Below are 26,247 nucleotides of genomic sequence, written 5' to 3' on the forward strand. Positions count from 1 at the left end.
CCGTTGTATTTGTCCGCGCGCGCCCTAAAGCACGGCGCGGAGCAGCGGGTCGGGCGTCGGACGACGCGGCGCGTTGCGGTCCAGCCCGCCCCAGGCCGACGCTAGCCTGACCACCGCCAGGTCCAGCTCCGCCTCATCGCGGCTGAAGGGCAGGCGGATGAAGCGGTCGAAGGCGCCGTTGATCCCGAACCGCATGCCGGGTGCGATCCGCACACCCTGATCGGGCGCGGCGATCGCCAGGCGCACGCCGTCCGGCCGGGGCAGTTCGACCCACAAAGACAGGCCGCCGTCGGGCCGGCGCGTCCGCCATTCCGGCAGATGCTCGGCCAGCCGCATCCGCAGATGGGCTTCGCGGCGCGCCAGAAGCCGACGCCGCGCGTGCAGCGGCGCCGGGTCGCCGGTCAGCAGCATGGCGGCCGCCAGCTGCTCCATTATGGGCACGCCCAGATCCAGCGACGGCCTGTGACGCACCACCGCGTCGACGACCTCGACATGGGCGCGCAGCCAGCCGACGCGCAATCCGCCCCAATAGGGTTTGCTGGTCGAGCCCAGCCGCACGACATGGGGGCCGTGATCGACGGGCGCCGGCGCCGGGCGGTCGAACCACAGCTCGCGCAGGCTGTCGTCCAGCACCAGCATCGCTCCGACGCGGGCGGCGGCGGCGGCGACGGCCGCCTCGTCTTCGGCCGACAGGACATGGCCCGTCGGATTGTGGTGCGCGCCGATCAGATAGATCAGTCGCGGCCGTACGCGGGCGACGGCGGCCAGCATCCCGTCCATGTCCCAGCCCTGGGGCGTCATGGCGACGGGGCTGAGCGCCAGCCCGGCCTGGGTCAGGGCGTCCAGCGCGTGGGGATAGCCGGGGTGTTCGACCACTACCCTGTCGCCGGGCCGTGTCGCCGCCCGCAGCAGCAAGGCCAGCCCGCCCAGAGCGCCCGCCGTGACCACCACCTGCTGCGCCGTGGTCGCCATGCCCTCGGCGGCGTAGCGGTCGGCGACGACGCGGCGCAAGGCTTCGATCCCGACCGGCTCATAGCCCGGTCCCGGCAGATGGGCGGGCAGGGCCTCCAGCGCGCGGGCGTAGGCGGCGTGTACCTGTTCGTCGGCGGCCATGGCGGCCGAGGCCATGTCGATGACGCCGGGCGCATCGACCCTCTGCATCGGCCCGTCCAGATAGGTCACGGGCGGCGACGCCGGACTGGCGGGCAGGGCGGTGAAGCTGCCTGACCCGGTCCGGCTGACGATGAAGCCGTCGGCCCTCAGCCGGTCCAGCGCGGCGCTGACGGTGATGCGGCTGACGCCCAGGGTCTCGGCCAGCCGTCGCTCTCCGGGCAGGCGCGCGTTCAGAGACAGCCGCCCGTCCAGGATGATCAGCTTCAACGCCTCGGCCAGGCGGCGATAGGCGGGCTCGCCGTCCGGCCCGCGCCAGCCGTTCAACTGACGCGACAGGGAGGCGGCGTTGACCAGAGTGTCGCGCATAAGGCCACCGTTTCGAAATTGGCCCTATAAAGCAAGGCCGATTTGATGGCTTATGGCTCACATGTTCATGCGTCGTTTCATCCAGCTTCAACTGGGCCTGTGCCTGTATGGCGTGGCCGCCGCCCTGATGGTGCGCTCCAACCTCGGGCTGGACCCGTGGAACGTCTTTCACCAGGGCCTGTCTCTGAAGACGGGCATGAGCCTGGGGACCGCCTCCATCCTGATGGGCGTCCTGGTGATGCTGACCTGGATCCCGCTGCGTCAGAAGCCGGGGTTGGGCACGCTGTTCAACATCTTCGTCATCGGCTTGTCGATGGACGCGGCCCTGGCCGTTCTGCCCGAGATCACGGGCCTGCCCCTGCGGCTGGGCTTCATGACGATGGGCGTGCTGCTGACCGCCATGGGCGGGGCGGCCTATATCGGCGCGGGGATGGGCACGGGGCCGCGTGACGGCCTGATGATCGGCCTGAACCAGCGGCTGGGCTGGTCTATCCGCGTGTCGCGGATGCTGATCGAGGTCAGCGTCCTGGCCGGAGGCTGGTTGCTGGGCGGTTCGGTCGGCCTGGGCACGGTGGTCTTCGCCGTGGGCATTGGGCCGCTGATCCAGTTCTTCCTGCCGTGGTTCCAGGCGCTGGGGCGGGGCGAGCGGCGAGCGGTGCCCTCGACCTGAACGCGGGGTCCGAACCTCGCCAGACCACGCCATGAAGGCATGAAAGGAAGACAGCCTCTTTTACGCACGAGGTCGTCATGCCCGCACTGTCCGACAAGGTCGCCATCGTCACCGGAGCCAGCTCCGGCATCGGGGCCGCCGCCGCCCGCTTGTTCGCCCGCGAAGGCGCGGCGGTGGTCGTCACCGCCCGGCGCGAGGCCGAGCTTCTGGCCCTGGTCGCGGCGATCGAGGCCGAGGGCTGTCGCGCTGTCGCCGTGCCGGGCGACATCCGCGACGGGGCTCTGGCCGAGCGGCTGGTGAACACGGCGGTCGAGCGGTTCGGCGGATTGGACATCGCCCTGAACAATGCCGGGGCCATCGGCGCCAATGAGCCGACGCATCAGATCGCGCTGGATCGCTGGCGCGATACGCTAGACGTCAACCTTACGGCCGCGTTCCTGGGCGCCAAGCATCAGATTCCGGCCATGCTGGCGCGCGGCGGCGGCTCGCTGATCTTCACCTCGACCTTTGTCGGTCACGCCATCGGCATGCCGGGCATGGCGGCCTATGGCGCGGCCCAGGCGGGTCTGGTCGGCCTGTCGCGGGTCATCGCCGCCGAGTTCGGGGCGCAGGGGCTGCGAAGCAACTGCCTGCTGCCGGGAGGCACGGACACCGAGGCCGGGCGCGAGTTCGCCCACACGCCCGAAATCATCGCCTTCGTCGAGGGGATGCACGCCCTGAAGCGGATGGCGACGCCGGACGAGATCGCCCGCGCCGCCCTGTTCCTGGCGTCGGACGCGTCCAGCTTCATGACCGGCACGGCCATGCTGGTCGACGGCGGGGTGTCGATCAGCAAGACTTGAGGGTCAGCCCCGTTCTTTGGTCTTGGTGAAGGCGATCTTGGGGAAGCGTTCGGAGACATAGCCTGTCTCCCAGCTCGATTTGGCCAGGAAGACCGGGTTCTGGTCGATGTCGACCGCCATCTGGGGCCGGTACTTGCCGGCGAAGTCCTCCAGATCGGCCTTCTCGCCCGCGACCCAGCGCGCCTCGGCGTAGGGCGACGGCTCGAAGATCACGTCCAGGCCGTATTCCTCGCCCAGGCGGTCGGCCATGACCTCGAACTGCAACTGGCCGACGGCGCCGACGATGAAGTCCGCGCCCAGTTCGGGGCGGAACAGTTGGGTTACGCCTTCCTCGGCCAGACCTTCCAGCGCCTTCTTCAGGTGCTTGGCCTTCAGCGGGTCCTTGACGCGGACGCGCTGCAGGATTTCCGGGGCGAAGTTGGGCAGGCCGGCGAAACGCACCAGGCCGCTTTCCGACAGGCTGTCGCCGACGCGCAGGACGCCATGGTTCGGAATGCCGATGACGTCGCCGGCGAAGGCGTCCTCGGCCAGTTCGCGGTCCGAGGCGAAGAACATGATGGGAGCGTTCACCGACAACTGCTTGCCGGTGTTCTGCACCTTCAGCTTCATGCCGCGCTTGAAGCTGCCCGAGGCCATGCGGAACATGGCGATGCGGTCGCGGTGGTTGGGGTCCATATTTGCCTGGACCTTGAAGACGAAGCCGGTGACTTCGTCCTTGCTGGGCTCGACGGCGATGTCCTCGGGCGCCGGCGCGTTGCGCGTTTCGGGCGGGGCTTCCTTGCGGGCCTTCATGGTCTTGGGCGGCGGGGCCCATTCGCCGATGGCCTTCAACAGTTCTTCGATGCCGAAGTGGCGCAGGGCCGAGCCCCACAGCACGGGCGTCATATGGCCTTCCAGAAACGCCTGACGGTCGAACGGCTTGTAGCCCGCCTCGACCAACTCCAGCGCATCGACCATGTCGGCCTGCTCCGTGCCCTCGAAGAAGGACCCGGCGTCTTCCAGGGGCAGGGGGGCGGGGTGTTCGCCGTCGTTGTCTGAGGTCTTGCGGGTATAGGGCTGGAACCGGCCCTGGCCGCCGACCTCGGCCAGGCCGCGCAGGCGGTTGCCGCTCTCGGCCGGCCACCAGATGGGGGCGGGGTCCAGCTGCAGACGGGACGCGATCTCGTCCAGCAGGGCCATCGGATCCTGGGCTTCGCGGTCCAGCTTGTTGATGAAGGTGATGATCGGAATGTCGCGCAGGCGGCAGACCTCGAACAGCTTCAGCGTCTGCGGCTCGATGCCCTTGGCGGCGTCCAGCACCATGATGGCGCAGTCGGCGGCGGTCAGGGTGCGATAGGTGTCTTCCGAGAAGTCCTCGTGCCCCGGCGTGTCCAGCAGGTTGAACATCTTGCCGTCGTGCTCGAACGTCATGACCGAGGCGGTGACCGAGATGCCCCGCTCTTTTTCGATCTTCATCCAGTCCGAACGGGCGCGGCGGTTTTCCCCGCGCGCCTTGACCGCCCCGGCCGCGCGCACGGCACCGCCCGCCAGCAGGATATGCTCGGTCAGGGTCGTCTTACCGGCGTCCGGGTGGGCGATGATGGCGAAGGTCCGACGGCGGTCGGCCTCCTGAGCGAGGGTCAGTTTGGACATAGAGCTTCCTTTAGGACGCGCGACCTACCGCGCCGGGGCTCAATTGTCGACGTTCACGATGTCGTGAAAGACCCTTCGCGTATGATGGTTATTCGAGGCATGCTCGTTTTCGGGAGATGGTGGGCCATGAGTCCGCCGCACAAGGGAAGGGAAACGTCATGGCTCTGGTCCACTCAGGCAAGATCGCGCCCGCACAGGGCGAGCGCAAGATTCACCCGTTGGTCTGCTTTATGGCGGGGTTCGCCCTGATCGTCCTGGCGGCGATCGTGGTGCACACTCTGTTCGGGGTCCTGCTCTAAACGCGCCGAAGCCTTTTTAATCGTCGCCTGCGGGCTCCGACTGCGCCTGATCGCCATTGTCGATGAACGCTTCGTCGTCTTCGCCGTCTTCGGCGCGACCTTCGATCTGTCGTAGCAGGGCACGCGCTGACGCATTGGGGGCGTGGGGATTGTTCACCAGCGGTTGCAGCAAGGTCGCGGCCTCGGTCTTGCGGTCATGCTCCAGCAGAGCCTGAGCCAGATTGAAGCGAACTGTGCTCAACTGCGGCGCCAGGATAAAGGCTTGCTCCAGAACGGCCACGTCGTTGTCATTAGGGTAGCTGTGGGCATCGGCGCGGTTCTCGGCGATTAAGAGCAGACTGGCGAAGTTGGCGTCGTCCGCAGCGTAGGCGCGTGACAGATAGTCTTGCGCTTCGATTTTAAGCTTCAGGGCGGCTTCCAGGTCGTCTTCCTCGGCGGCGGCGTCCATTCGAGCCCGGGCGAGGTATTGTAGTCCTTCAACATGGTCCGGCTGGATCGTGAGCAGCCTTTGCAGCGGCGCTTCTGCGGCGGCGGCGTCGCCGAAATGCAACTCGGCGTGGCCCAGCGCCAGCAAGGCCAGCGGATCGTCCGGGTGACGGCCGGCGACGCGGCGCACGTCTTCGGCGGTGGCCGCGCGTTGGTCTTCCGGCACGCCGACCTTCAGTCTCTGGTTCAGCAGCAAGATGTCGTCGGCGGATTTGGGCATTGAGGTGACGGCGATCTCGACCTGATCGAAGGAGGTCTTCATCACCACATAGGTCATGCGATCACGCATGTAGCGGCGGAGGGTGCGTTGCAACTCCGTCGTCGTCATCCCCGTGGCGTCCTGCATGGCCTGAACCGGATCCGCGCCGTCGCCTACCGCCGCCAGATAGACCCCCAGGGTCTTGCGTCTTTCGGTGTCGCTCATGAACCAGTGGGTCAGTAGCCAGGCCAGCGGATAATAGGTCTCGCGATGGCGCAGCGAGGCGCCGGGCCGTTCGGCCAGAAGCTGCTCCATCGACACCCAAGTTCCGTTGATCAGCCAATAGGCCTGGTTCTGGTTGAAACGTCCGACGTGAATCTCGTCACGCTTGAAATCGGCCGTGGCGAAGTATTCAGCGAAGCCCTCGATGAACCACGATGGATAGGCATGGGAGAAATTCTGCATCATGAAGTGATGCGCGTATTCATGTTTGAGGGTGTGCATTTCCTCGTCGCGGCGAGCGACGCCGAAGATGTCTTCATCCGTCGCCATGTAGAAGCCCGCGAGTCCTTCGGGCGCGTCCGGTCTGATCCGCAGCATCGCCGATCGCGAACCCAACAGGTAGACGGGCAGTTTGCGATAGGTCGGCTGATCGAGATTGACGCCCAGGCGAATCCGCAACAGCCGGTCGAAAGACTCCAATTCCTGAGTGAAGCGCCGCAGCTGGTTTGCGTTTCCGTCGCTGTAGACGATGAAGCGTTCGCTTTCGGCCTTCAACCATCCGGCCTGGGCGGGGCTGGCGAGGACGACTAGGATGAGGCCGCTGAGGCCAAACAGGTGTTGACGCAGCCGCTCTCTGGATGTCTGGCGCATGGTTCGCTCTCCCCCTGCGGGATGAGATAGCGAACGTCGTTCGGTTCGGGAAGCCCCTAGGCCGCCAGACGGCCCCAGACCGCCTTGTCCGCCGTCGCTGCGTTCAGGGCGCCGCGACGCGCGCGCTGTTGCAGGTGGCGCAGGACGATCTCGGGCAAGGCGCAGAAGCGCGGTTCGACCACTTCGGGCGCGCAACCGGCTTCGGGCGCGGCGAACAGGGCGGCGTTGACGCCCTGCGCCTTGTGCGCGATCAGCCAGGCCAGACGGCGCGCGCGGGCCGGGTCGGTGCGATGCAGCAGCGGGTCTTCGGCGAACAACTCGCAACCCATCTCCAGCACATAGTCGCAAGACAGGGTCTCGAACCGGCGCACGTCATGGCTCGGGGCCGGGCAGGCCTCGTCCAGGTCGAAGACGACATCGTTCAAGAGAAACAGCATGGACCGTGTCCGCTCGCAGGACCCTTCTGGCCCCCATGCGACAGGTTGTAGGACGCCCGCGCTTGCGTTCCGGTTCACGAACGCGGTGAACAGGCCGGTTACTATTTTGAGGGCCCTACCAGCCTTCGGCCTGCTTTAGGGCGGTTTTGAGTGGCCCTGTCGGCCGGTGAACCCTTTCCCGGCGGGAGCGGGTCAGCCTTGCGTCTTCTCGGTCAGGAAATGGCGGCCCTGGCGGTCCTCGATCTCGACGATCCAGAGGTCGGGGTCATAGCGGCGCTGGCGGTCCAGATAGGCGTCCAGTTCGCTTTCGAATTCGCTGGCGACGGGCTGGATCCACAGGGGCTCGCCGTCCTGGCCGGTCGCCTCGGTCCACAGGCGGGCGGTGCGGGTGGCGGTGTCATAAGCCTTGACGATGACGGCCCCGGCGCGGGCGTCGCCCTTCTTCACCACTACGGCGTTGGCGCCCTCAAGCTCGGCGCGGCGGATCAGGGCGCCGACCCAGACGTCAGTGGAAAGAAGCAATTGGTTCACCCTGTTTGGACACGGACCCGGAACCGGCGGCGGCTAGGGTGGAGCCATGAGGATAGCGCCGCCTTCCCGTTTCGTCAGCAGAACGCTGGCCGCCATTATCGCCCTGACCTTCGCGGCCGGGACGGCGACGGCTGGCCAGAACCTTGGGGGCGATGTCTATTATGAGCGCGCCTTCGTGCGGGCGGCGCAGGACAAGTGCCGTCTGTTCGAGCCGCGCCTGACCCAGGCGCTGGAGGCGGCGACGTTGCAGGCGCGCGGAGCCGCCCTGCGCGCCGGGCGTCCGGCGACCGAACTGGCCGCCACGGCCGGGCGGGCCAGGGCGCGGGCCGAGGCCACCCCCTGCAACGACGTCGAACTGAACCAGGTCAAGACGCGGGTGCGCCACGCCTTCGCCGGCTGGTCGCGGGCGGCGCGGATCAACTTCCCCGGCGACAAGGCCGTCTGGAGCGCCGACCGTTTCGAGAGCGCCCGCGACGGCTGGCGCTTGTTCCAGGACGGGGCGACCGGCGCCTCGCCCGTGCGGTTCGGCCTGACCGGCAAGGCGCCGCAGGATGCGCGCCCGGCGGCGGTCGTCTCCTTCGTCGGCAAGCCTCGGCCCTATGCCGCGCGCATCGTCATGCGCGATGCGGCGCGCTCGCCCCGGCCGTGGTTGGCGGGGGATGGCCTGCCGCCCGAGGCTGCGCGCCGCGCCGTCTTCGCCGCCGGTTCTGATCTCGCGCCGCGCGACCTGCTGGCGTCCGGCGCGCGGGCGGGCGAGGTCTGGCGCTTTCCCGACAGCGCGGTTGAGGCGCTGGCGGCGCTGGACCCGCGCGAGCCCTTTCTGATCGAATTCCTGTTCCGCGACGACAGCGTGGCGACCGCTCGTTTCGAGGCGGGCGACTTCGCCGCCGCCCGCGCCTTTCTGGCCATGGGGCCGGTCTAGGGCTCCAGCCGACGCGGGGCGGCGGAGCCGTAATCCTCGTCGCCATAGATCATGACGGGGACGGGCGTCTGTCCGGCGCGCGGCCACAGGGCCTCGATCCAGTCGGCGGCCGTATCGACGATGGAGTCCTGAACGCTGAAGCCGGGATCGCGTCCGAACATGGGCAGGTCAGGCTCGAAGCCTTCCTCGCCGTGGACGACTTCGAACAGGGTGCGGTGCGGCTCGATCGCCTTGTTCAGGACGTAGAGGTCGGGACCGTCCAGACTGACGTGGACGCTGAAGGCGCCTTCGCCGTCCTGATCGGGAAAGACGACGACGTGGATTTCGCGCGCCGCCTCCGGCAGGGCGGCCAGCAGGGCGCGGATGCGCTCCAGCGCCGGGTGATCATGGGCGTCGAGCGTGGCGCGCAGGGCGGCGCGATAGGCGGTTTCGTCCATGGATCGCTCCTCGTAGGGCTGGATGGGTCTTTCCTAGGTCGGGCGCGGCGGCGCCGTCCAGTTCGACGGTTGCGGCGAGGCGGGGCGGCATGTTCCATTGCCCGTCATGTTCGATCCCGCCCTGTTCGCCGCCTTTCTGGTCGCCATCACCATCCTGACCATCACGCCGGGGGTGGATACGGCCATGGTGTTGCGCTCGGCGGCCGCCGAGGGCGGGCGTTCGGCCGTCTTCGCCGGGGCGGGCATCCTGCTGGGCTGTCTGGTCTGGGGCGCGGCGGTGTCGCTGGGGTTCGGGGCGCTGCTGCGGGTGTCGGAGCTGGCCTATACGGTGGTGAAGTGGGCGGGCGCGGCCTATCTGGTCTGGCTGGGCGCGCAGATGCTGTTCAAGCCGCGCAAGAGCCTGGGCGAGCCCGGCGCCGCATTACCCCCCAGTGGTCCGGTCGCCTTTCGGCGCGGTCTGCTGACCAATCTGCTGAACCCCAAGGTCGGCGTCTTCTACGTGACCTTCCTGCCCCAGTTCGTGCCGCAGGGAGCGAATGTGGCGGCCTTCACCTTCTTCCTGGTCGGGGTCCATGTGGCGCTGACCATCGTCTGGTTCGCCGGGCTGATTTTGGCGACGGCGCCGCTGGGCCGGTTCCTGCGCCGCCCGGCCGTGGTGCGGACGATGGACCGGGTGGTCGGCGTGGTCTTCATCGGCTTCGGGCTGAAGCTGGCCGCCTCGAAGGTCTGAGGCTCAGGCGTCGGGCGTCTCAAGCGGCAGGCGCACGGTCGCCGCCGTGCCGACGCCCAGCGCGCTGTCCAGCGTCAGCGCCCCGCCGTGCAGTCCGGCCAGGGCGCGGACCAGGGCCAGACCCAGCCCCGACCCTTGCGCCCGCTGTTCGGCGTCGCCCGCCTGTTCATACGGGCGGCCCAGACGCGCCAGATCTTCGGCCGAGATGCCGACGCCGGTGTCGGCCACGGTCACTTCCAGCGTGTCATCAGTCGCTTGCACCGAGACGGTGACGGTTCCGCCCGGCGGGGTGAACTTCACCGCATTGGCCAGCAGGTTCAGCGCCATCTGCTTCAGCGCGCGACGGTCGGCGCGGACGCTTAGCGCCGTGGGCGGCAGGACGGCGGCCAGTTCGACGCCCTTGTCGTCGGCCTGAATGCGGACCAGGGCCAGCGCCGCCAGCACCGGTTCGCGCGCGTCGAAGCGTTCCAGCGACAGCTCATAGCGGTCGGCCTCGATGCGGCTGACGTCCAGTACGTCGTTGATCAGGTCCAGCAGGTGGCCGCCCGCTTCATGGATCGAGCGGGCGTAGTCGGCGTAGCGCGGCGGGACGGGGCCGAACAGCTCCTGCCGCATGGCGTCGGAGAAGCCGATGACGGCGTTCAGCGGTGTGCGCAGCTCGTGGCTCATATGGGCCAGGAAGCGGGTCTTGCCGGCGTTCTGGGTCTCGGCCTCGGCGCGGGCGGCGTCCAGTTCGGCCTCGCGCGCGTGTTGCAAGGTGGCGTCCAGCGCCTGAACGATCAGGCGCGGGCCGTCGCCGAGCCGTCGGGCGACCAGCAGGATGCGCCGGTCCAGCGCCAGGCGCGGGGTGAAGCGGACCTGGGCCTCGGCGCCGTTCCGCGCGCGGGCCAGGGCGGTCAGGACGGCCGCGCGATCGGCCTCGTCCACGACGGCCAGCAGTCCATCCTCGAACAGTAGATCGACGGGCAGGGCGGCCGGCGCCGCGCCATAGGCGGCCAGGGCGCGGTAGCGACCGCCGGGGTCCAGCGTCAGGGTCAGACCCGGCTGGCCGGACAGAACGGCCTCGACGCGCGTCACGGCGTCTTCGGCGGCTGTCAGACGACGCGACTGGCGACGAAGCCCCAGGGCCAGTCCCATCAGGCCGCCGCCCGCCGTGATCAGGGCCGAGGCGCCGGCCAGGCCGCCGCCCGGCGTCGCCGGTCCGATGGCCGCGGTGGAGATCACGCCGACCAGGGCCGCGCCGACCGAGGCCAGGGCGCCGACGACCGCGCGGCGCCGTCCGCCCAGCGCCAGCCCCGCCGCCAGGGGGGCGAAGACGAAGCCCGCCAACGGCCCGGCCGCGCCGCCCGCCAGGGCCGCCGCCGTCAGGGCCGCCAGGGCCCACAGCGTCATCAACGCCGCTCTCAATCCCGCCGTGTCGCGCGCCAGCAGGGCGAGGCCCGCCACGCCCGGCGCGGCCATGACGGCCAGGGCCAGAGCCTCAGGCGCGGCCAAGGGGCGCCCCAGCCAGGCGGCGCCCAGCGCGGTCAGCCCGACGACCGCCGTCCAGCCCGCGTGCCAGGCGGCCACGGCGGCGCCGTCCCCGGCCTCGGCGGCTTCAGGGCGGCGGATGGGATCGAGAAGGGCGGTCCGAGACGTCACGGCCATCCGGGCGCAGGGGTTGAATCAGCCGTATAGCCTAGACTGCGCCTTGAGCGCCCCCTAGCGCGCTCGCCTGTCGGGGGAGCCCAGAAGCGTTGAGAGATGCGGTTGAGAGAGGGGCGGTTGTGGCGAGGGCGAGAGCGGCCTATGTCGCGCCCATGATGTCCGCCGCCGTCCCCGCCCGCTCCATCGACGAGACCCTGGCCGAACTGGTCGAGGAGTTCGACCTGCTGGGCGATTGGGAAGGGCGGATCGAGTACGTCATCGACCTGGGCAAGGACTTGCCGCCGCTGCCCGAAGAGGCGCGGATCGAGGCGAACAAGGTGCCGGGTTGCGCCGCCCAGGTCTGGCTGTCGATGCGGCCTGAAGGCGATCGCCTGTTCTTCGACGCCGACAGCGACAGCGCCCTGTCCAAGGGCAATATCGCCCTGCTGCTGCGGCTCTATTCGGGGCGGCTTCCGGCGGAGATTCTGGGCTTCGACGCCAGGGCGGCGCTGGACCGTCTGGGCCTGCCCTCGGCCCTGACGCGGCAACGCGCCAACGGTCTGAACAGCATGGTCGGCCGCATCCGCGAGGCGGCGCTGGCGGCGGGCTGAGGTCGTCTCGCTTCCGATCGGCCGCGATCAGGCGCATGATGAGGCGTCTTTTCCTGTGCGGAGCGGTCCGATGTCGGTCCTGACGAAACGCGCGCCTTCCTTCTTCAATCCGATCCGAACGGCCGGCTGGAGCGCGGTCGGGCTGATCCTGCTGACGCCGCTGGTGGCCATGCAGTTCACCTCCGAGGTCGCCTGGGACGGGCAGGACTTCCTGTTCGCCGCCGTCCTGCTGATCGGGGCGGGGCTGCTGCTGGAGCTGCTGTTGTGGAAGGCGCGGACGCCGCTGGTGCGGCTGGCGCTGGCTGGGACGGTGGTCCTGGCCGTGCTTGTGATCTGGGCCGAGGCGGCGGTCGGGATCTTCTGAACCCCGACCGCCTTGTCGCGGCCTACTGTTGCGGACCCAGGAAGGGGAAGGCCCGCGCATTGCTGAACTTGGCGGTGGCGTCGCCCGCGTGGGTGTTGATCTGGTTCTCGCCCAGCTCCAGCCGCTTGACCGGGGCGCGCGGCGAGAAGTCGATCTTCTTCAGGTCCACCCAGAAGGTGTTCGGCGTCAGGGCCGACTCGAAGAAGTAGAGCTGACGCTTATGATCCACGACCGTGCGCCAGCGGGTCGAGGAGATGTTCGGCTGGTCCGGGGTCGAGATGCCGAACGGCACTGAGACGTTGCGGATCACGCTGAACACGCTGGCCACGGCCATGTTCTGATCTTCGAACTTGGGAATGGCGTTGGTGTAGAAGGCGGCGCGGGCGAAGCGGTCGGCCGCCCGGTTGGCGCCCGGCAGCATGACTGTGCCGCCGATGCCCTGCCAATAGGTGTTCAGGGCCAACTGCTGATCGAACGTCGGGGAGTTGGTCATCACCTGATAGTCGCGGCTGTGGTGGATCACCAGCTTGCCGTCGATGTATTCGAAGATGGCGCTGTCGCCGCTGCTGTCCGACAGGGACAGGTGCAGGGTGGTCAGGCGGTCCTGACCCGGCACATTGTCGCTGACTAGGACGAAGGGTTCGTCGCGCAGGCCTTCGACCGCCTCGGCCACGGTGGCGTAGTTGTCGAGGGCGTATTGCGCCCAGGCGGCGATGCTCAGGGCGGGCTTGTTCGGGTCATAGGCCGGGTACTCCGACTCGACCAGCCACAGGACGTTGGCGACCAGACCCATCTCGTTCACGCCGTCGACGGTCGAGATGTCATAGCCGCTGGCGATGACGCTGCCGTATTTGGACGTCCAGGTCAGGGAGTTGGGACCGCCGGACCCGTCCCGCGCCATGCCGCGCGGGAAGATCCAGAGGTTGGTCATGATCTCGTCCTTCCAGTCCATCGACCGGGCCGTGATCACCGCGCCGTCGTGGCCATGATAGACAAGGCGCGTGCACGCCTCGGCCGCCGGAACGGCCAGCATGAAGGCGGCGGCCAGGGCGGCGACGCCCTTCTTCATTCCGTTACGCATGTCGTCTCCTTGGGGTGAGGGGGATCAGTAGGTCAGCGACAGGCCCAGCACCGGGCCGTGGCGCGTCACCTTCCAGTCGAAGCGCTGGCCGGTGAAATCGTCCTGCTCATAGTTCTGATGCAGCATCCGATAGCCGGCGTTGATCGAGACGGCGCCGCCCGCCAGCGGGGTGCGGTAGGAGGCCAGGGCCTGCCAGGCCAGGCTGTGACGATCGTCGTCGCCCAGGCCGCCGGCGTCGACCTGGGTCCGCAGGGTCCAGCGTTCGGACACGTCGCTCTCGACGCGCAGGCCCAGCAGCAGATCGGTCCATTCGGCGCCCTTCTGCGTGGCGCCCAGCGGGGTGTTCAGCTCGGCCCGCAGCTTGCTCCAGCGGGCGCCGATCAGCGGTTCGACGCGGAAGCTGCGTGCGTCGCCGAAGGCGGTGCGGCCGCCGACGGGATCGTCGATCAAGCGGAACAGCACGCCGCCCGAGACGGTGGTCGAACGGGTGCCCAGCTCAGCCGGAACGCCCATCAGGGACACGCCCTCATTGGTCTTGGCGTACTGATAGTCGACGAAGGCGCCCCAGCGGCCCTTGCGGACCTCGACGTCGCCCATGACCACGCTTTCCAACTGGTCGAAGGCGTCCGAGGCGGACACGTCCACCGGCGCCTTGTGCCCGGCCAGGGTGACCTTGCCGTCCAGCGAGGTGGCCCAGACATAGGGGCTGACGGTGACGCGCCATTGGTCGTCGGCGCGCGCTTGGGCGGCGGCGCCGCTGGCGAGGGCGACGCTCGCCAGACCGAGAAGAAGCGAGGCGGGGCGGAGGAACGTCATGGGGAGTCTACTCACTGCGACCGATGGGATCGCCTCTGGGTAGAATGGCCATGCTTAAGTAATCGTAGATCAGCAATCTTTGATTGCACGGCTTGCATTTCGTCGGTCGGTCGTCACCCGATGCCGTAATGCTCCGCCAGCGCCTGGAGCCCCTGTTTCAGCAGAGTCTTGCCCTGACGGCGGCGCAGGGACAGGGCCTGTTCCGCCAGTTGCAGCGACGTGCCGTGGATGCAGACCTGTTCGACCATGGCGCGCAGACGCGGGCCGCAGGCGACCAGCGCCGCCTGCACCCGCGTTGAGGCCGACAGGGCGCGGTCGCCCGGCTCGATCCGCGCGCGCCCGCCGCCCGAGCGCGAGGTCGGCAAGGCGTCCCAGCGCATGGTCAGGGACGGACCGGCCGCGGCGACCTCGGCCTCGGCGCGCAGGCGCTCGCCCGCCGCCACCTCGGCCGGGGTCAGCCACGGACGGCCCGACTGGTCCTTGCGCCGGGCCAGCCACAGGATCGGGCTCTCGCCCAGATTGGCGCGGCGCATCGTCAGGCGGCCGTCGCTCTCCATCACCGCGCGCTCGCCCTCGATGACGCCGGGGCGGCCGGGCGGAGGAGCGGCGGGAGCATGGTCGTTGGCCGCGCGAGGCAGCCAGCCGCCGCCTTCGCGCAACCGCAGGCCCGGCCGCTCGATCACGGCGCGGAAGACGGCCTCGTCCAGCGTCAGCACCACGCGGCTGCGCCGGTCGCCGCCGAGGCGCAAGGGATAGGCGCCGCCCGCCTGATCCAGCCAGGCGCCGGGGCGTTGCAGCAGGCTGCGGGCGCGCTCCAGTTGGCGGCTCATCGGCGGGCACCGATCTCGGGCGCCAGATCGACCAGCGGCAGCTCCATGACTGCCCGCAGCGCCCCCTCCAGACCGTCCATCAAGGCGTCGTAGTCGGGCCGGTCGCGCTCGTCCTCGGCCCAACGGCAGGCGGCGCCCGCCGTCGCCCGGTTCAGGCCGAAGGCGTGGGCCACCCGCTCCAGCGGCCAGCCGAACGAGACGTGCGCCAGATACATGGCCGACCAGCGCGCCCGGCAGGCCCGAGGCCGCACCCGTTCGCGCCGCGTCATCTCGGCGGTCGGCACGCCCAGGGCCAGGCCCGACAGCGACAGGGCCGCGTCCGCCCGGATGCGGTCGCCCTCCGTCACCGGCACGCGATAGGGTTCCATGATCTGCGCTTCCTCCCGCCATTCCTGTGGATGTCGCCATTATGAGTGTGTCTGGCGACTGAATTAGGAATATTGTCCTATGAAGCGTCAGAAGCGGTCGCTTCCCCAGGCAGGGCCCGGCATCGACGGGGGCGGTTGTGCACGCCCCCTGTGGAAGACGCGTCAGACGTCAACAGGGGAATGAGGGGGCGACGCCAAATAAATTAACGAATCCTTGACTCAGGACTCTGGACGGCGATTCGCAAATCACCTTAGGCGTTTCATATCGGGATGCGTTAACCCTTCTTAAGGTTTTGGCCCGTTAACGTTGGAACAAGGTTACCTGGCCGTCGCTCCCGCGCGGCTATCCCAAGCTTTGCCTGGAGGGGCAATAATGCGCGTCCTGCTGATCGAAGACGACCACGCGACAGCCCAAAGCATTGAGCTGATGCTGAAGTCGGAAGGCTTTAACGTCTATACGACCGACCTGGGTGAGGAAGGCATCGATCTGGGCAAGATCTATGACTACGACCTCATTCTGCTGGACCTGAACCTGCCGGACATGAGCGGGCTTGAGGTTCTGCGCCAGCTGCGCAACGGCAAGATCAATACGCCGGTGATGATCCTCTCGGGCAGCCATGAGATCGACACCAAGGTCAAGACGTTCGGCGGCGGCGCCGACGACTACCTGACCAAGCCCTTCCACAAGGACGAGCTGATCGCGCGCACCCACGCCGTGGTCCGCCGCTCCAAGGGCCACGCCCAGGCCATCATCCACACCGGCGAGATCGCGGTGAACCTGGACGCCAAGACCGTCGAGGTGAACGGCCACCGCGTGCATCTGACCGGCAAGGAATATCAGATGCTGGAGCTGCTCTCCCTGCGTAAGGGTACGACCCTGACCAAGGAGATGTTCCTGAACCACCTGTACGGCGGCATGGACGAGCCGGAGCTGAAGATCATCGACGTCTTCATCTGCAAGCTGCGCAAGAAGCTGGCGACCGCCGCCGGCGGCAAGCACTATATCGAAACCGTCTGGGGCCGCGGCTATGTCCTGCGCGACCCGGCCGAAGGCGCGATCACCGTCGCCGCCTGAACGGATCCGGCCTGAGCCTCCACTCGGGGCCGTGTGAACGCAAACGCCCGTCGGGAAACCGGCGGGCGTTTTCCTTTGGCCGGTCCATGGTTTGGGCTTGAAGACGATGACGAACGATACAACCCCTCACGGATTGTTACGCCTGCGGCCTCGCCTTCGCAGGTGCAGCGCGCTAGTGAAACCCCGCATAGGCGGGACTCAGTCTCGCATGACCACGGTTCAGGAACTACGAAATGACCAAGTGGGTGTATGGCTTCGGCGGCGGGTCCGCTGACGGCGACGCGTCGATGAAGAACCTTCTCGGCGGCAAGGGCGCGAACCTGGCCGAGATGTCGTCCCTCGGCCTGCCGGTGCCGCCCGGCTTCACCATCACCACCGAGGTCTGCACCTGGTATTACGCCAATGAGGAAACCTATCCGTCCGACCTGACCGATCAGGTCAAGGCCGCCCTGGCCCACGTCGAGGGCGTGGTGGGCAAGACCTTCGGCGACGCCGCCAACCCCCTGCTGGTGTCGGTGCGCTCGGGCGCCCGCGCCTCCATGCCGGGCATGATGGATACCGTCCTGAACCTGGGCCTGAACGACCAGACAGTCGAGGGGCTGGCCAAGCTGTCGGGCGACCGTCGCTTCGCCTTCGATTCCTACCGCCGCTTCATCACCATGTACTCCAACGTGGTGCTGGGTCTGGGCCACGACTATTTTGAAGAGGTGCTGGACGACCACAAGGATCGCCTGGGCGTTTCGGTCGACACCGAACTGACCGCCGAGAACTGGGAAAAGGTGGTCGCGGACTACAAGGCCCTGGTCGAGCGCGAACTGGGCCAGCCCTTCCCGCAGGATCCGCAGGCCCAGCTGTGGGGCGCCGTCGGCGCCGTGTTCGAAAGCTGGATGAACGACCGGGCGAAATTCTATCGCCGCATGCACGACATCCCCGAGAGCTGGGGCACGGCCGTCAACGTGCAGTCGATGGTGTTCGGCAACATGGGCGAGACCTCGGCCACCGGCGTCGCCTTCACCCGCAACCCCTCGACCGGCGAGAACAAGCTGTATGGCGAGTTCCTGATCAACGCCCAGGGCGAAGACGTGGTGGCGGGCATCCGCACGCCGCAGTCCCTGACCAAGGCGGGCCGCGAGGAGATGGGCGAGACGGCGCTGTCGATGGAAGAGGCCATGCCCGAGGTCTTCGGCCAGTTCGTCGACGTGGTGGGGCGGCTGGAAAGCCACTATCGCGACATGCAGGACATCGAGTTCACGGTCGAGCAGGGCCGTCTGTGGATGCTGCAGACCCGTAACGGCAAGCGCACGGCCAAGTCGGCGTTGAAGATCGCCGTCGATCTGGCTTCCGAAGGCGTCATCTCTCAGGACGAGGCTGTCAGCCGCGTCGAGCCCGGTGCGCTGGACCAGTTGCTGCACCCGACGCTGGACCCCAAGGCGGCGCGCACTGTGGTGGCGGCGGGTTTGCCGGCCTCGCCGGGCGCGGCGACCGGCAAGATCGTCTTCGACGCCGACGAAGCCGAGCGTCTGGGCCAGAACGGCGACGCCGTCATCCTGGTCCGCGACGAGACGTCGCCGGAAGACATTCACGGCATGCACGCGGCGCGCGGCATCGTCACGGCGCGCGGCGGCATGACCAGCCACGCGGCGGTCGTGGCGCGCGGGATGGGGCGCCCCTGCGTCTCGGGCGCCGGCGAGATCGCCATCAATGAGAAGGCCGGAACCTTCACCGCGCGCGGCCGCACCTTCAAGGCGGGCGAGGTCATCACCATCGACGGCGGCAAGGGCGAGGTGCTGGACGGCGCCGTGGCCATGATCGAGCCGGAGCTGACGGGCGACTTCCAGACCCTGATGGGCTGGGCTGACGGCATCCGTCGCCTGAAGGTCCGCGCCAACGCCGAGACCCCGCTGGACGCCAAGACCGCGCGCGGCTTCGGCGCCGAGGGCATCGGCCTGTCGCGCACCGAGCACATGTTCTTCGACGAGGCCCGCATCGCCGCCGTGCGCGAGATGATCCTGGCCGATGACGAGGCGGGCCGCCGCGTGGCCCTGGCCAAGATCGCCCCGTTCCAGAAGGCCGACTTCGTCGAGCTGTTCACCATCATGAGCGGCCTGCCGGTGACTGTGCGCCTGCTGGACCCGCCGCTGCACGAGTTCATCCCGCACACCGACGCCGACATCGACGCCCTGGCGGCGACGCAAGGTCTGGACGCCGCCAAGCTGAAGCGCCGCGCCCGCGAACTGCATGAGACCAACCCCATGCTGGGCCACCGCGGCTGCCGCCTGGGCGTGGCCTATCCGGAAATCTACGAGATGCAGGTCCGCGCCATCCTTGAGGCGGCGCTGCAGGTGAAGGCGTCGTCGGGCGTCGCCCCGATCCCGGAGATCATGCACCCGCTGGTCGCCCTGGGTCTGGAGATGAAGTATCTGCGCGAACTGACCGACCGCACGGCCAAGGCCGTGTTTGCGGACGCCGGCGACAGCGTCGAATACTTGGTCGGCACCATGGTCGAGCTGCCGCGTGCCGCCCTGCGCGCCGCCGATCTGGCTGAATACGCCGAATTCTTCAGCTTCGGCACCAACGACCTGACGCAGACGACCTTCGGCATCAGCCGCGACGATTCCGGACACTTCCTGCAGGCCTATCTGGACAAGGGCATCTTCGAGACCGACCCCTTCGTCCGTCTGGACCAGAGCGGCGTAGGCGACCTGATCCGTATCGCCGAGGAGCGCGGCCGCGCGGTCAAGCCGGGCATGAAGATGGGCATCTGCGGCGAACACGGCGGCGACCCTGCCTCCATCGCCTTCTGCGAGACGGTCGGCCTCGACTACGTCTCCTGCTCGCCCTACCGCGTGCCGATCGCCCGTCTGGCGGCGGCCCAGGCCGCCCTGAGCGCACGCTCGGGCGAGGAGCGTGAGAAGGACCGCTAAGGCCCTTTAATCGTCGACAAGAGAAGGGCGGCCCGAAAGGGTCGCCTTTTTCATGCCGTGAAATAGTCACCCTTGACGGAACGCGGTGTGTGCTTTGGTCCGCACAGTCATGGATTGCTTCATAAAGCACAGGGAACGACGCTGTGCGCTTGAGCTTTGTTTCTCCGCAAGGTGGTCAGGCCAAGCCTGTTCATCGCAATAAGGAGTGATTGAAGCTCATGCGTAACGTTATTCTCGCCGCCGCCGCCCTTTTTGTATTCGCCCTGCCGGCTGCGGCCCAGGTCGTGCAGCCTGGCGGCCCCACCTACTATGGCACGCTCGGCTATTCGCAGCTGGACCATTCAGATGGAAACCTGGGCGCTGTCACTGGCCGTCTGGGGGCCAAGTTCAACCCCTACTTCGGCGTTGAGGGCGAAGGCTCGATCGGGGTGAAGGACGACGACTTCACCATCGCCGGGGCCAAGGGCAAGATCGAGCACGACTATGATCTGGCCGCCTATGCGGTCGGCACCCTGCCGGTCACGCCCAACTTCGAACTGTTCGCACGCGGCGGCTACGGCACGACGCAGATGAAGGCCGAACTGGCCGGGGTCGAGCGCAAGGCTGACGGCGAAAGCTGGAACTACGGCGTCGGCGCCAACTACTACTTCGACGGCCAGAACGGCCTGCGCGGCGACTGGACCCGTCGCGACTTCACCGACGACGGCGGCGAAGTGGACGTCTATTCGGTCAACTACGTCCGTCGTTTCTGATCCGATTCCCGGCGGATCGGTTGGGCGCGCTCCCCGGCGGAGCGCGCCCTTTCTTTTGCGTTATTTGGGTAACGTTGTGTGTGTCTTTTGCGTAACTTACGCCATGCTTGGATGTTTGTCCTATGGAACGTAGGTGGCGGCGCAACCATTTAAGCTTCGTTGGATGGGGCATGTGATCACAGAAGTCACATCATCTAAGGAGTATGAAATAATGCGTAACGTTCTTCTCGCCGCCGCTGCTGTGTCTGTTCTCGCAGCTCCGGCGTTTGCTCAATCGAATCCTGAACCGCGCGGCTATGGTTCGCTGGGTTACACGCACATGGAAGGCGATGCGGCCCAGACCGGCGCCGTGTCCGGCCGCCTGGGCGTCAACCTGAACCGCTACCTGGCCGTGGAGACCGAGGTCGGCGTGGGGGTCAAGGACAAGGACATCAGCGTCGCCGGCGTCGACGGCCAGATCAAGCACGAGTGGGACGCCGCCGGATATGTCGTCGGCAAATATCCCGTCGGCGACAAGCTGGAGCTGTTCGCGCGCGGCGGTTACGGCCACACCGAGCTGAAGCAGGAACTGGCCGGCTCCGAGAGCAAGGTCGGCGGCGACAGCTGGAACTACGGCGCCGGCGCCAACTACTACCTGGACGGCGTCAACGGCGTCCGCGCCGACTGGACCCGCCGCGACTTCCGCGATGATCGCGGCGAGGCTGACGCCTATTCGGTCAGCTACATCCGCCGTTTCTAAGCGCGGATAGTCTGAAATGACGAAGGCCCGCTCCAATCGGAGCGGGCCTTTTTCGTTGTTCGATCTTTAAATGGTCAGGCGACGCCCGGCGCCAGGGCCCAGCGCATCGACCCTTCGCCGAAGGGGCGAATGAAGAAGTCGCGATAGCGTTCGAACACTTCGATGATCTTCATCTTGAGGTCTTGAGTCACCGACTCGCCGCGTTGGCGTTTCAACGCCGCGACGCAGTTGATCACCATGTCCTGATGGGCCGAACCGCCCATGCGTTGCAGCACCGTGGCCACGTCGTGCGCCAGCGGATCGCTGAGTTTTTCAGCCCAGGGCAAAGCTGTCTGAGTCATTCGGGCGCTGTCCCCCCTGCTTCTCGACGCGTTACGGTTTGCAAAAATTTCCGAACAGTGCAAGCGCCGCCGGAAATATTGATTCCTGTTCGGCGGGTTTATGGGCGCTTTTGCACAAAAACCGTGCCCGCCGAGTAGCCTGCGCCGAAGCTGCAGATCAGGCCCGTGTCACCCGGAGCGAAGCCGTCGTTCTTCAGGTGGAAGGCGATGATCGACCCGGCCGAGGAGGTGTTGGCGTAGTCGTCCAGGATGATGACGTTCTCTTCGGCCTCGGGTTCGCGGCCCAGCACCTTCTTGCCGATCAGGGTGTTCATGTTGATGTTGGCCTGGTGCAGCCACAGGCGCTTGAGGCCGTGCGGGTCCAGGTTCAGTTCGGCGGCGTGGTCCAGGATCATCTCCGAGACCATCGGCACCACCTCCTTGAAGACCTTGCGGCCCTGCTGGACGAACATCTTGTCGGTCAGGCCGTCGGACGAGACCGGCTCATGGGCGTCGGTCGGCAGGGCGGCGCGGTTCAGGAAGCCGAAATTGTTGCGGATATTGTTCGAGAAGCTGGTCTTCAGCTTCGTGCCGACGATGTTCCAGCCGCCCGGTCCGGCCTGATCCTCGGCCTCGATGATGACGGCGGTGGCGACGTCGCCGAAGATGAAGTGGCTGTCGCGATCCTTGAAGTTCAGGTGCGCCGAGCAGATTTCGGGGTTGACCATCAGCACGGCCTTGACCGACCCCGAGGCCACGAAATCCGCCGCCGTCTTGATGCCGAAGGTGGCGGAGGAACAGGCCACGTTCATGTCGAAGGCGAAGCCCTCGATCCCCAGCGCCTGCTGCACCTCGATGGCCATGGCGGGATAGGGGCGCTGCATGTTGGACGCGGCGCAGATCACGGCGCCGATCTCGCTGACCGGCTTGCCCCAGGCCTTGATGGCGTCCTGGGCGGCCTTCACGGCCATTTCGGCCAGGATCGACAGCTCGTCGTCGCCGCGCGCGGCCAGGTGCGGCAACATCCGCTCGGGGTCGATGATCCCCGACTTGTCCATGACGAAGCGCGCCTTGATGCCCGAGGCCTTCTCGATGAAGGCTTCGGACGAGGGCGTCTTGGCCTCCAGCTCTCCGGCGGCGATGGCCTCGGCGTTGGCCGCGTTCCAGCCTTCCGCCCAGACGTTGTAGGCGCCGACCAGTTCCTCATTCGAGATCGACTGTTCGGGCGTGAACAGGCCGGTGGCGGAGATGACGGCTTTTTGCACTGTGTAGTTCCCTGACGCTCGGCGCGCGGCGCCTCGCTGCATGAGGGAACATGGAGTCCCCGGCGCTCGACAAGCCTTATGTCGGCGCCACGCGGCGAAGTTCGGGCGCCTCGCGGGCCGGACTCAGTCCGTTGCGATGACGAACGTCCTCAATAGGCCGGGGGAAGGCTGCGGTCGAGACTGGCCTTGATCCCGCGCCACCAGCGATTGACGCGGCCGCGCGGCGGGGCGGGCAGGGGGTGGTCGCGCGCGGCGATCAGGGCCTCGACCAGATCTTCGGCTTCGCACGGCCAGCCGTCCGGCGTGACATAGACCGGATAGCCGATCAGGGCGGCGTGGATGACGCTTTGCAGACTGGCGTGGCGGGTGCGACGCTCGAACGTCAGGTGGTCGTCGGTCAGGCCCCATCCGGCATAGAAGGGGCGGCCATAGACGCTGACCGGCTTGCCCCGCATCAGGGCCTCGAACCCGGTCAGGGAGGTCAGGGTGGCCAGCCGGTCGCAGGCGTTCAGGCAGTCCACGATGTCCAGATCGTCGGCCGAGGCGTCGACCTCCTCCATCGCCGCATGGTCGAGCAGGCCGGGCCGGTTGCCCGCCGTCACGTCCGGGTGGTTGCGGTAGATCAGGAAGGCGTCGGGATGATCCGACCGCGCCGCCTTCACCAGACCCGAGTTGGTGCGCAGGTCCGGTCCGCAGCCCATCATGATCGAGCGGTCGTTCTCGACCTGACCCACGACCAGCAGGATGGGCTTGTCTTTCGGCCAGCTTGCCGGGACGCCCGCGCCCTTCAGATTGTATTTCGACAGACCGGCTTCGACCACGCGGGCGCGAAGGACCTCGGCGCGCACGACCTGATCCGGCGATGGTTCGCCCGCCTCGATCAGGCTTTCCAGGCGGCTGGGCCGGGTCGGGTCGTAGTAGACGCCCTGATCGTCCAGCGCGACCGACAGGGCGCCGAAGAAGTCGGACCCCAGGCCGCGCGAGCGGATGAAGCCGTCCTCCATCCGCACGACCGGCCCGTCGAAGGCGTCGGCGGCGGCGCGGATCTGCGGCGTCTCCTTGCCGGCCCACCAGATCAGCTTGCCGCCCGTCGCCCGCGCATGGACGACGGCGGCGGATGAGCGCCAGAAATAGCGGACGCGGCCCTTGGGCGAGTTCAGCAGACGGCGCACCGGCGGCCGCTTGGCCGGGGCGAAACCGACGGCGGCCCAGTCGCCCGCCAGCCGATCGGCCCGGTCGCGCAGGGCGATCAGCCGCTCCAGCGCCGCCTCGGCTTCGCAGCGTTGACCCGTCACCGGATCAACATAGCGGGTGTAGGCGATCAGCGCCGCCGCCGCGATCTGTTCCAGATCGCGCGGTACACCGCGCCGTTCGGTCTGCACCGCGTCCGTCGTCAGCCCCCACCCGGAATAGAAGGGCGCGCCGAAGCAGCGCACCGGCAGGCCGCGCAGCAGGGCCTCGAACCCCAGCGCCGAAGTCACGACATAGACCGCGTCCACCGCCGCCAGCAGGTCGGCGGGCTGCACGTCCGTATCGATCAGGGTGACGCCGTCCAGTTCGCTGGCCGGGATGCAGCCCTGCTTGCGCCCCGCCGCCACGGCCGGGTGGCGCTTGACGATCAGCTGGGCGTCCGGCTCGTCGCGCCGGGCGGTCGCCAGCATCTCGGAGAAGCTGGCCTCGGTCGCCAGTCCATAGCCGATGGAGGCGTCGCCGAAGGTCTGGTCCACGATCAGAACCCGGCGGCCGGGCTTCAGCAGGCTGAGGTCCAGCGGCCCGCCCATATTGGTCTTGGACACGCCAGAGGCGACGATGCGGTCGATCAGGCCGCGCGCGCGGGCCTTCATGGCGGCGTCGCACCAGTCTGGGGCTGTGTCGATCAGCTGTTCCAGCCGACTGGGCCGGGTCGCGTCGTAATAGACGCCCAGATCATCGACGATCAGGCTGAGGCTGGTCGCCCCGCTCTCGCCGATCCCGACCGAGCGCAGGAAGCCGTCCTCCAGCGCGACATACGGTTTGCCGTGTTTGGCCGCCCAGCGCCGGCCCGCCTCCGCCGTCGGCTTCATGCCCCAGCCGAGGACAGCCTCAATCGACGATCCGGGCAGGGCGGACAGGTCGTAATCAGGCAGGAAGGCGGACAGGAACGGCACCTTCAACACCCCCGGCGCACAGACCCAGGCGCGGGTTTTCGACAGGGACGGAAGCGGTGCGGTCATGAGGTTGTGTCTAAGGTCTGCCGGGGGAAGGCGCCACCCCGCTCTTCCTTCTCCCCTTGAGGGAGAAGGTGGGCGCCGGAGGCGCTCGGATGAGGGGTGTCGGCGCGGCGGTGGGCGGTTGGGGGCTTCGCGTAGAGCGTCTTTCGGATAGGGCGCGCTCACACCCCTCATCCGTCAGGCTCCGCCTGCCACCTTCTCCCTCAAGGGGAGAAGGAAATTAGAGGTCGGCTAGCAAATCCTGCGCCTGTTGCAGGTGCAGCCGCTCCACCATCTCGCCCTCGACGCGGATGACGCCCAGCCCGGCGGATTCGGGCGCGGCGAAGGCGGCGACGACCTTGCGGGCCCATTCGATCTCGTCAGGCGAAGGGCCGAACGCTGCGTTTGCTCCTTCGATCTGCGAAGGATGGATCAGGCTCTTGCCGTCAAAGCCATACAGCCGCCCCTGCGCGCACTCGGCGGCGAACCCGGCCTCGTCCTTGATGCGGTTGAACACGCCGTCGATGACGCTCAGGCCGTTGGCGCGGGCGTGGGCCACGACCGCCGCCAGCCAGGGCTTCAGCGGTTCGCGGTTGGGCGACGCGCCGGTCTTCAGATCCTTGGCCAGATCGTTGACGCCCAGCATCAGGCCGCTCAAGGCCCCGTCTGCCCTGGCGATCTCGCCGAGGTCCACCAGGGCGCGCGGCGTCTCGATCATGGCCCACAGATCGACGCCGGGGCGCAAGGCCGCCGACAGGGCGTGGATCATGGTCGCGCTCTCGACCTTGGGCGCGACGATCAACTCGACGGGGGCGCCCCGCAGCGCCTTCAGGTCGTCGGCGCCCCACGGCGTGTCCAGCCCGTTGATCCGCACGCCGAGGCGCGGGCCGAAGCCGCCTTCCTGCGCCGCCGCGACGGCCGCCGCGCGGGCATCAAGCTTTATTTCAGGCGCGACGGCGTCCTCAAGGTCCAGCACCGCCACGTCGCAGGGCAGGGTGCGGGCCTTCTCCACTGCTCGCGCATTCGAGGCGGGCAGGTAGAGGACGCTGCGCGCGCGCATCAGACCTTGCCCGTCACGGGGATCAGGGCGCCCGTCACCGCCCGCGCCTCGGGCGATGCCAGGAACAGGATGACGGCCGCCAGATCGGCGGGCGCGACCCACTTCTTCGGATCGGCGTCCGGCATGTCCGCCCGGTTGGCCGCCGTGTCGATGATGGAGGGCAGGACGGCGTTGACCGTCACCGAGGTAGACTTCAGCTCTTCGGCCAGGGCCTCGGTCAGGCGATGGACCCCGGCCTTGGAGGCGGCGTAGGCGCCCATGCCGTGTCCGGCCTTGATCGCGCCGTTGGCGCCGACGTTGACGATGCGGCCCTCAGACGAGGCCTTCAGATGGGGCAGGGCGGCGCGGCTGGCGTTCAGCGTCGTCTTGACGTTGAGGGCGTGCATCCGGTCGAACTCGTCGCCGTCGCCTTCGATCGGACTCCAGACGAAGCCGCCGGCGATGTTGAGCAGGGCGTCCAGACGGCCGAAGCGGGCGACCACGGCCTCGATCGCCGCCTTGGCCTGCGCCGCGTCGGTCAGGTCGACGCCGCCGATCTCCAGCACGCCTTCGGGGGCGGCGTGGCCGCCGGCGTGGTCGATGACGGCGACGGTCCAGCCCGCGGCCCGCGCGGCCTCGACCACGGCCCGGCCCAGGGCGCCGTGCCCGCCGGTGATTGCTGCAACCCGTTCGCCCATCGTCTTGCTCCTG

Annotated in this window: 27 protein-coding genes; 11 read left to right on the forward strand and 16 right to left on the reverse strand. The window is 68.0% G+C overall.

Annotated elements, in window-relative coordinates:
* Window positions 1-24 precede the first annotated feature (24 nt).
* A complete protein-coding gene (yczR, locus tag AC3IPP_RS03585; protein ID WP_489150388.1) occupies window positions 25-1,479 on the reverse strand; it encodes a MocR-like transcription factor YczR in 1,455 nt (484 codons plus the stop codon).
* A 67-nt stretch (window positions 1,480-1,546) separates the two neighbouring features.
* On the opposite strand from yczR, the gene yczE reads away from it, so the two are divergent.
* Window positions 1,547-2,149, forward strand: a complete 603-nt coding sequence (gene yczE / locus AC3IPP_RS03590; RefSeq protein ID WP_489150389.1) for a membrane protein YczE — start codon at window positions 1,547-1,549, stop codon at window positions 2,147-2,149.
* A gap of 77 nt (window positions 2,150-2,226) precedes the next feature.
* Window positions 2,227-2,991, forward strand: a complete 765-nt coding sequence (locus AC3IPP_RS03595) for an SDR family oxidoreductase (protein ID WP_489150390.1) — start codon at window positions 2,227-2,229, stop codon at window positions 2,989-2,991.
* 3 nt (window positions 2,992-2,994) lie between these two features.
* Here AC3IPP_RS03595 and AC3IPP_RS03600 read toward each other — a convergent pair whose 3' ends face one another.
* Window positions 2,995-4,623, reverse strand: a complete 1,629-nt coding sequence (locus AC3IPP_RS03600; RefSeq protein WP_489150391.1) for a peptide chain release factor 3 — start codon at window positions 4,621-4,623, stop codon at window positions 2,995-2,997.
* Window positions 4,624-4,781: 158 nt separating this feature from the next.
* On the opposite strand from AC3IPP_RS03600, the gene AC3IPP_RS03605 reads away from it, so the two are divergent.
* The gene (locus AC3IPP_RS03605) at window positions 4,782-4,922 is read left to right on the forward strand and encodes a hypothetical protein (RefSeq protein WP_489150392.1); all 141 of its coding nucleotides are present in this window, start codon (window positions 4,782-4,784) and stop codon (window positions 4,920-4,922) included.
* 16 nt (window positions 4,923-4,938) lie between these two features.
* Here the strand turns inward: AC3IPP_RS03605 and AC3IPP_RS03610 are convergent, their stop codons facing one another.
* The 3 genes from AC3IPP_RS03610 to AC3IPP_RS03620 all read right to left on the reverse strand — a co-directional run bounded on the left by AC3IPP_RS03610 (window position 4,939) and on the right by AC3IPP_RS03620 (window position 7,439).
* Window positions 4,939-6,480: a hypothetical protein gene (locus AC3IPP_RS03610; protein ID WP_489177440.1), complete on the reverse strand. Its 1,542-nt coding sequence runs from the start codon at window positions 6,478-6,480 to the stop codon at window positions 4,939-4,941.
* 56 nt (window positions 6,481-6,536) lie between these two features.
* Complete coding sequence (locus AC3IPP_RS03615) at window positions 6,537-6,917, reverse strand: hypothetical protein (protein WP_489150394.1); 381 nt, start codon at window positions 6,915-6,917, stop codon at window positions 6,537-6,539.
* A gap of 192 nt (window positions 6,918-7,109) precedes the next feature.
* A complete protein-coding gene (locus AC3IPP_RS03620; RefSeq protein ID WP_087139320.1) occupies window positions 7,110-7,439 on the reverse strand; it encodes a DUF1491 family protein in 330 nt (109 codons plus the stop codon).
* 55 nt (window positions 7,440-7,494) lie between these two features.
* Between AC3IPP_RS03620 and AC3IPP_RS03625 the strand changes: the two genes are divergently transcribed.
* The gene (locus AC3IPP_RS03625; protein ID WP_489150395.1) at window positions 7,495-8,370 is read left to right on the forward strand and encodes a hypothetical protein; all 876 of its coding nucleotides are present in this window, start codon (window positions 7,495-7,497) and stop codon (window positions 8,368-8,370) included.
* Here AC3IPP_RS03625 and AC3IPP_RS03630 read toward each other — a convergent pair.
* Window positions 8,367-8,807, reverse strand: coding sequence for a DUF6389 family protein (locus tag AC3IPP_RS03630; RefSeq protein WP_489150396.1), 441 nt, complete (start codon window positions 8,805-8,807; stop codon window positions 8,367-8,369). The two genes, AC3IPP_RS03625 and AC3IPP_RS03630, sit on opposite strands and share 4 nt — an antisense overlap.
* Before the next feature lie 106 nt (window positions 8,808-8,913).
* Here AC3IPP_RS03630 and AC3IPP_RS03635 point away from each other — a divergent pair, with 106 nt between their 5' ends.
* Window positions 8,914-9,537, forward strand: coding sequence for a LysE family translocator (locus AC3IPP_RS03635; RefSeq protein WP_489150397.1), 624 nt, complete (start codon window positions 8,914-8,916; stop codon window positions 9,535-9,537).
* 3 nt (window positions 9,538-9,540) lie between these two features.
* On the opposite strand, the gene AC3IPP_RS03640 is transcribed toward AC3IPP_RS03635, so the two are convergent.
* Complete coding sequence (locus tag AC3IPP_RS03640) at window positions 9,541-11,178, reverse strand: sensor histidine kinase (protein ID WP_489150398.1); 1,638 nt, start codon at window positions 11,176-11,178, stop codon at window positions 9,541-9,543.
* 158 nt (window positions 11,179-11,336) lie between these two features.
* Here AC3IPP_RS03640 and AC3IPP_RS03645 point away from each other — a divergent pair, with 158 nt between their 5' ends.
* Entirely contained in the window at window positions 11,337-11,774 is a 438-nt protein-coding gene (locus tag AC3IPP_RS03645) for a SufE family protein (protein ID WP_087139315.1), read from the forward strand.
* A gap of 70 nt (window positions 11,775-11,844) precedes the next feature.
* Window positions 11,845-12,138 (forward strand): hypothetical protein, encoded by a 294-nt coding sequence (locus AC3IPP_RS03650; protein WP_087139314.1) that lies wholly within the window; start codon window positions 11,845-11,847, stop codon window positions 12,136-12,138.
* Between the two features lie 22 nt (window positions 12,139-12,160).
* Here AC3IPP_RS03650 and AC3IPP_RS03655 read toward each other — a convergent pair whose 3' ends face one another.
* The 4 genes from AC3IPP_RS03655 to AC3IPP_RS03670 all read right to left on the reverse strand — a co-directional run bounded on the left by AC3IPP_RS03655 (window position 12,161) and on the right by AC3IPP_RS03670 (window position 15,233).
* Window positions 12,161-13,219, reverse strand: a complete 1,059-nt coding sequence (locus tag AC3IPP_RS03655) for a linear amide C-N hydrolase (RefSeq protein ID WP_489150399.1) — start codon at window positions 13,217-13,219, stop codon at window positions 12,161-12,163.
* A 24-nt stretch (window positions 13,220-13,243) separates the two neighbouring features.
* Window positions 13,244-14,035 (reverse strand): hypothetical protein, encoded by a 792-nt coding sequence (locus AC3IPP_RS03660; protein ID WP_489150400.1) that lies wholly within the window; start codon window positions 14,033-14,035, stop codon window positions 13,244-13,246.
* Window positions 14,036-14,148: 113 nt separating this feature from the next.
* On the reverse strand, window positions 14,149-14,865 hold the full coding sequence (locus AC3IPP_RS03665; protein WP_489150401.1) for a DUF6456 domain-containing protein: 717 nt from the start codon (window positions 14,863-14,865) through the stop codon (window positions 14,149-14,151).
* The gene (locus AC3IPP_RS03670; RefSeq protein ID WP_128116018.1) at window positions 14,862-15,233 is read right to left on the reverse strand and encodes a chromosomal replication initiator DnaA; all 372 of its coding nucleotides are present in this window, start codon (window positions 15,231-15,233) and stop codon (window positions 14,862-14,864) included. The genes AC3IPP_RS03665 and AC3IPP_RS03670 overlap by 4 nt, the downstream gene beginning before the upstream one ends.
* 373 nt (window positions 15,234-15,606) lie before the next feature.
* Between AC3IPP_RS03670 and ctrA the strand changes: the two genes are divergently transcribed.
* The 4 genes from ctrA (at window position 15,607) to AC3IPP_RS03690 (ending at window position 20,723) form a co-directional block, all read left to right on the forward strand.
* Complete coding sequence (gene ctrA, locus AC3IPP_RS03675) at window positions 15,607-16,308, forward strand: response regulator transcription factor CtrA (RefSeq protein WP_003165857.1); 702 nt, start codon at window positions 15,607-15,609, stop codon at window positions 16,306-16,308.
* A 233-nt stretch (window positions 16,309-16,541) separates the two neighbouring features.
* Window positions 16,542-19,232 (forward strand): pyruvate, phosphate dikinase, encoded by a 2,691-nt coding sequence (ppdK, locus tag AC3IPP_RS03680; protein WP_489150402.1) that lies wholly within the window; start codon window positions 16,542-16,544, stop codon window positions 19,230-19,232.
* A 218-nt stretch (window positions 19,233-19,450) separates the two neighbouring features.
* Window positions 19,451-19,984, forward strand: coding sequence for a porin family protein (locus AC3IPP_RS03685; RefSeq protein ID WP_489150403.1), 534 nt, complete (start codon window positions 19,451-19,453; stop codon window positions 19,982-19,984).
* Between the two features lie 211 nt (window positions 19,985-20,195).
* Window positions 20,196-20,723: a porin family protein gene (locus tag AC3IPP_RS03690; RefSeq protein WP_489150404.1), complete on the forward strand. Its 528-nt coding sequence runs from the start codon at window positions 20,196-20,198 to the stop codon at window positions 20,721-20,723.
* A gap of 74 nt (window positions 20,724-20,797) precedes the next feature.
* On the opposite strand, the gene AC3IPP_RS03695 is transcribed toward AC3IPP_RS03690, so the two are convergent.
* The 5 genes from AC3IPP_RS03695 to AC3IPP_RS03715 all read right to left on the reverse strand — a co-directional run bounded on the left by AC3IPP_RS03695 (window position 20,798) and on the right by AC3IPP_RS03715 (window position 26,234).
* Window positions 20,798-21,064: a hypothetical protein gene (locus AC3IPP_RS03695; RefSeq protein WP_087139307.1), complete on the reverse strand. Its 267-nt coding sequence runs from the start codon at window positions 21,062-21,064 to the stop codon at window positions 20,798-20,800.
* A gap of 98 nt (window positions 21,065-21,162) precedes the next feature.
* Window positions 21,163-22,308, reverse strand: coding sequence for a beta-ketoacyl-ACP synthase III (locus AC3IPP_RS03700; RefSeq protein ID WP_489150405.1), 1,146 nt, complete (start codon window positions 22,306-22,308; stop codon window positions 21,163-21,165).
* Window positions 22,309-22,457: 149 nt separating this feature from the next.
* Window positions 22,458-24,521, reverse strand: coding sequence for a capsule polysaccharide biogenesis protein (locus tag AC3IPP_RS03705; RefSeq protein WP_489150406.1), 2,064 nt, complete (start codon window positions 24,519-24,521; stop codon window positions 22,458-22,460).
* Window positions 24,522-24,738: 217 nt separating this feature from the next.
* Window positions 24,739-25,557: an HpcH/HpaI aldolase/citrate lyase family protein gene (locus AC3IPP_RS03710; RefSeq protein WP_489150407.1), complete on the reverse strand. Its 819-nt coding sequence runs from the start codon at window positions 25,555-25,557 to the stop codon at window positions 24,739-24,741.
* Window positions 25,557-26,234: an SDR family NAD(P)-dependent oxidoreductase gene (locus AC3IPP_RS03715; RefSeq protein WP_489150408.1), complete on the reverse strand. Its 678-nt coding sequence runs from the start codon at window positions 26,232-26,234 to the stop codon at window positions 25,557-25,559. The genes AC3IPP_RS03710 and AC3IPP_RS03715 overlap by 1 nt, the downstream gene beginning before the upstream one ends.
* Between the last annotated feature and the right edge of the window lie 13 nt (window positions 26,235-26,247).

The sequence above is a fragment of the Brevundimonas sp. KH_060 genome (genome assembly GCF_057838275.1).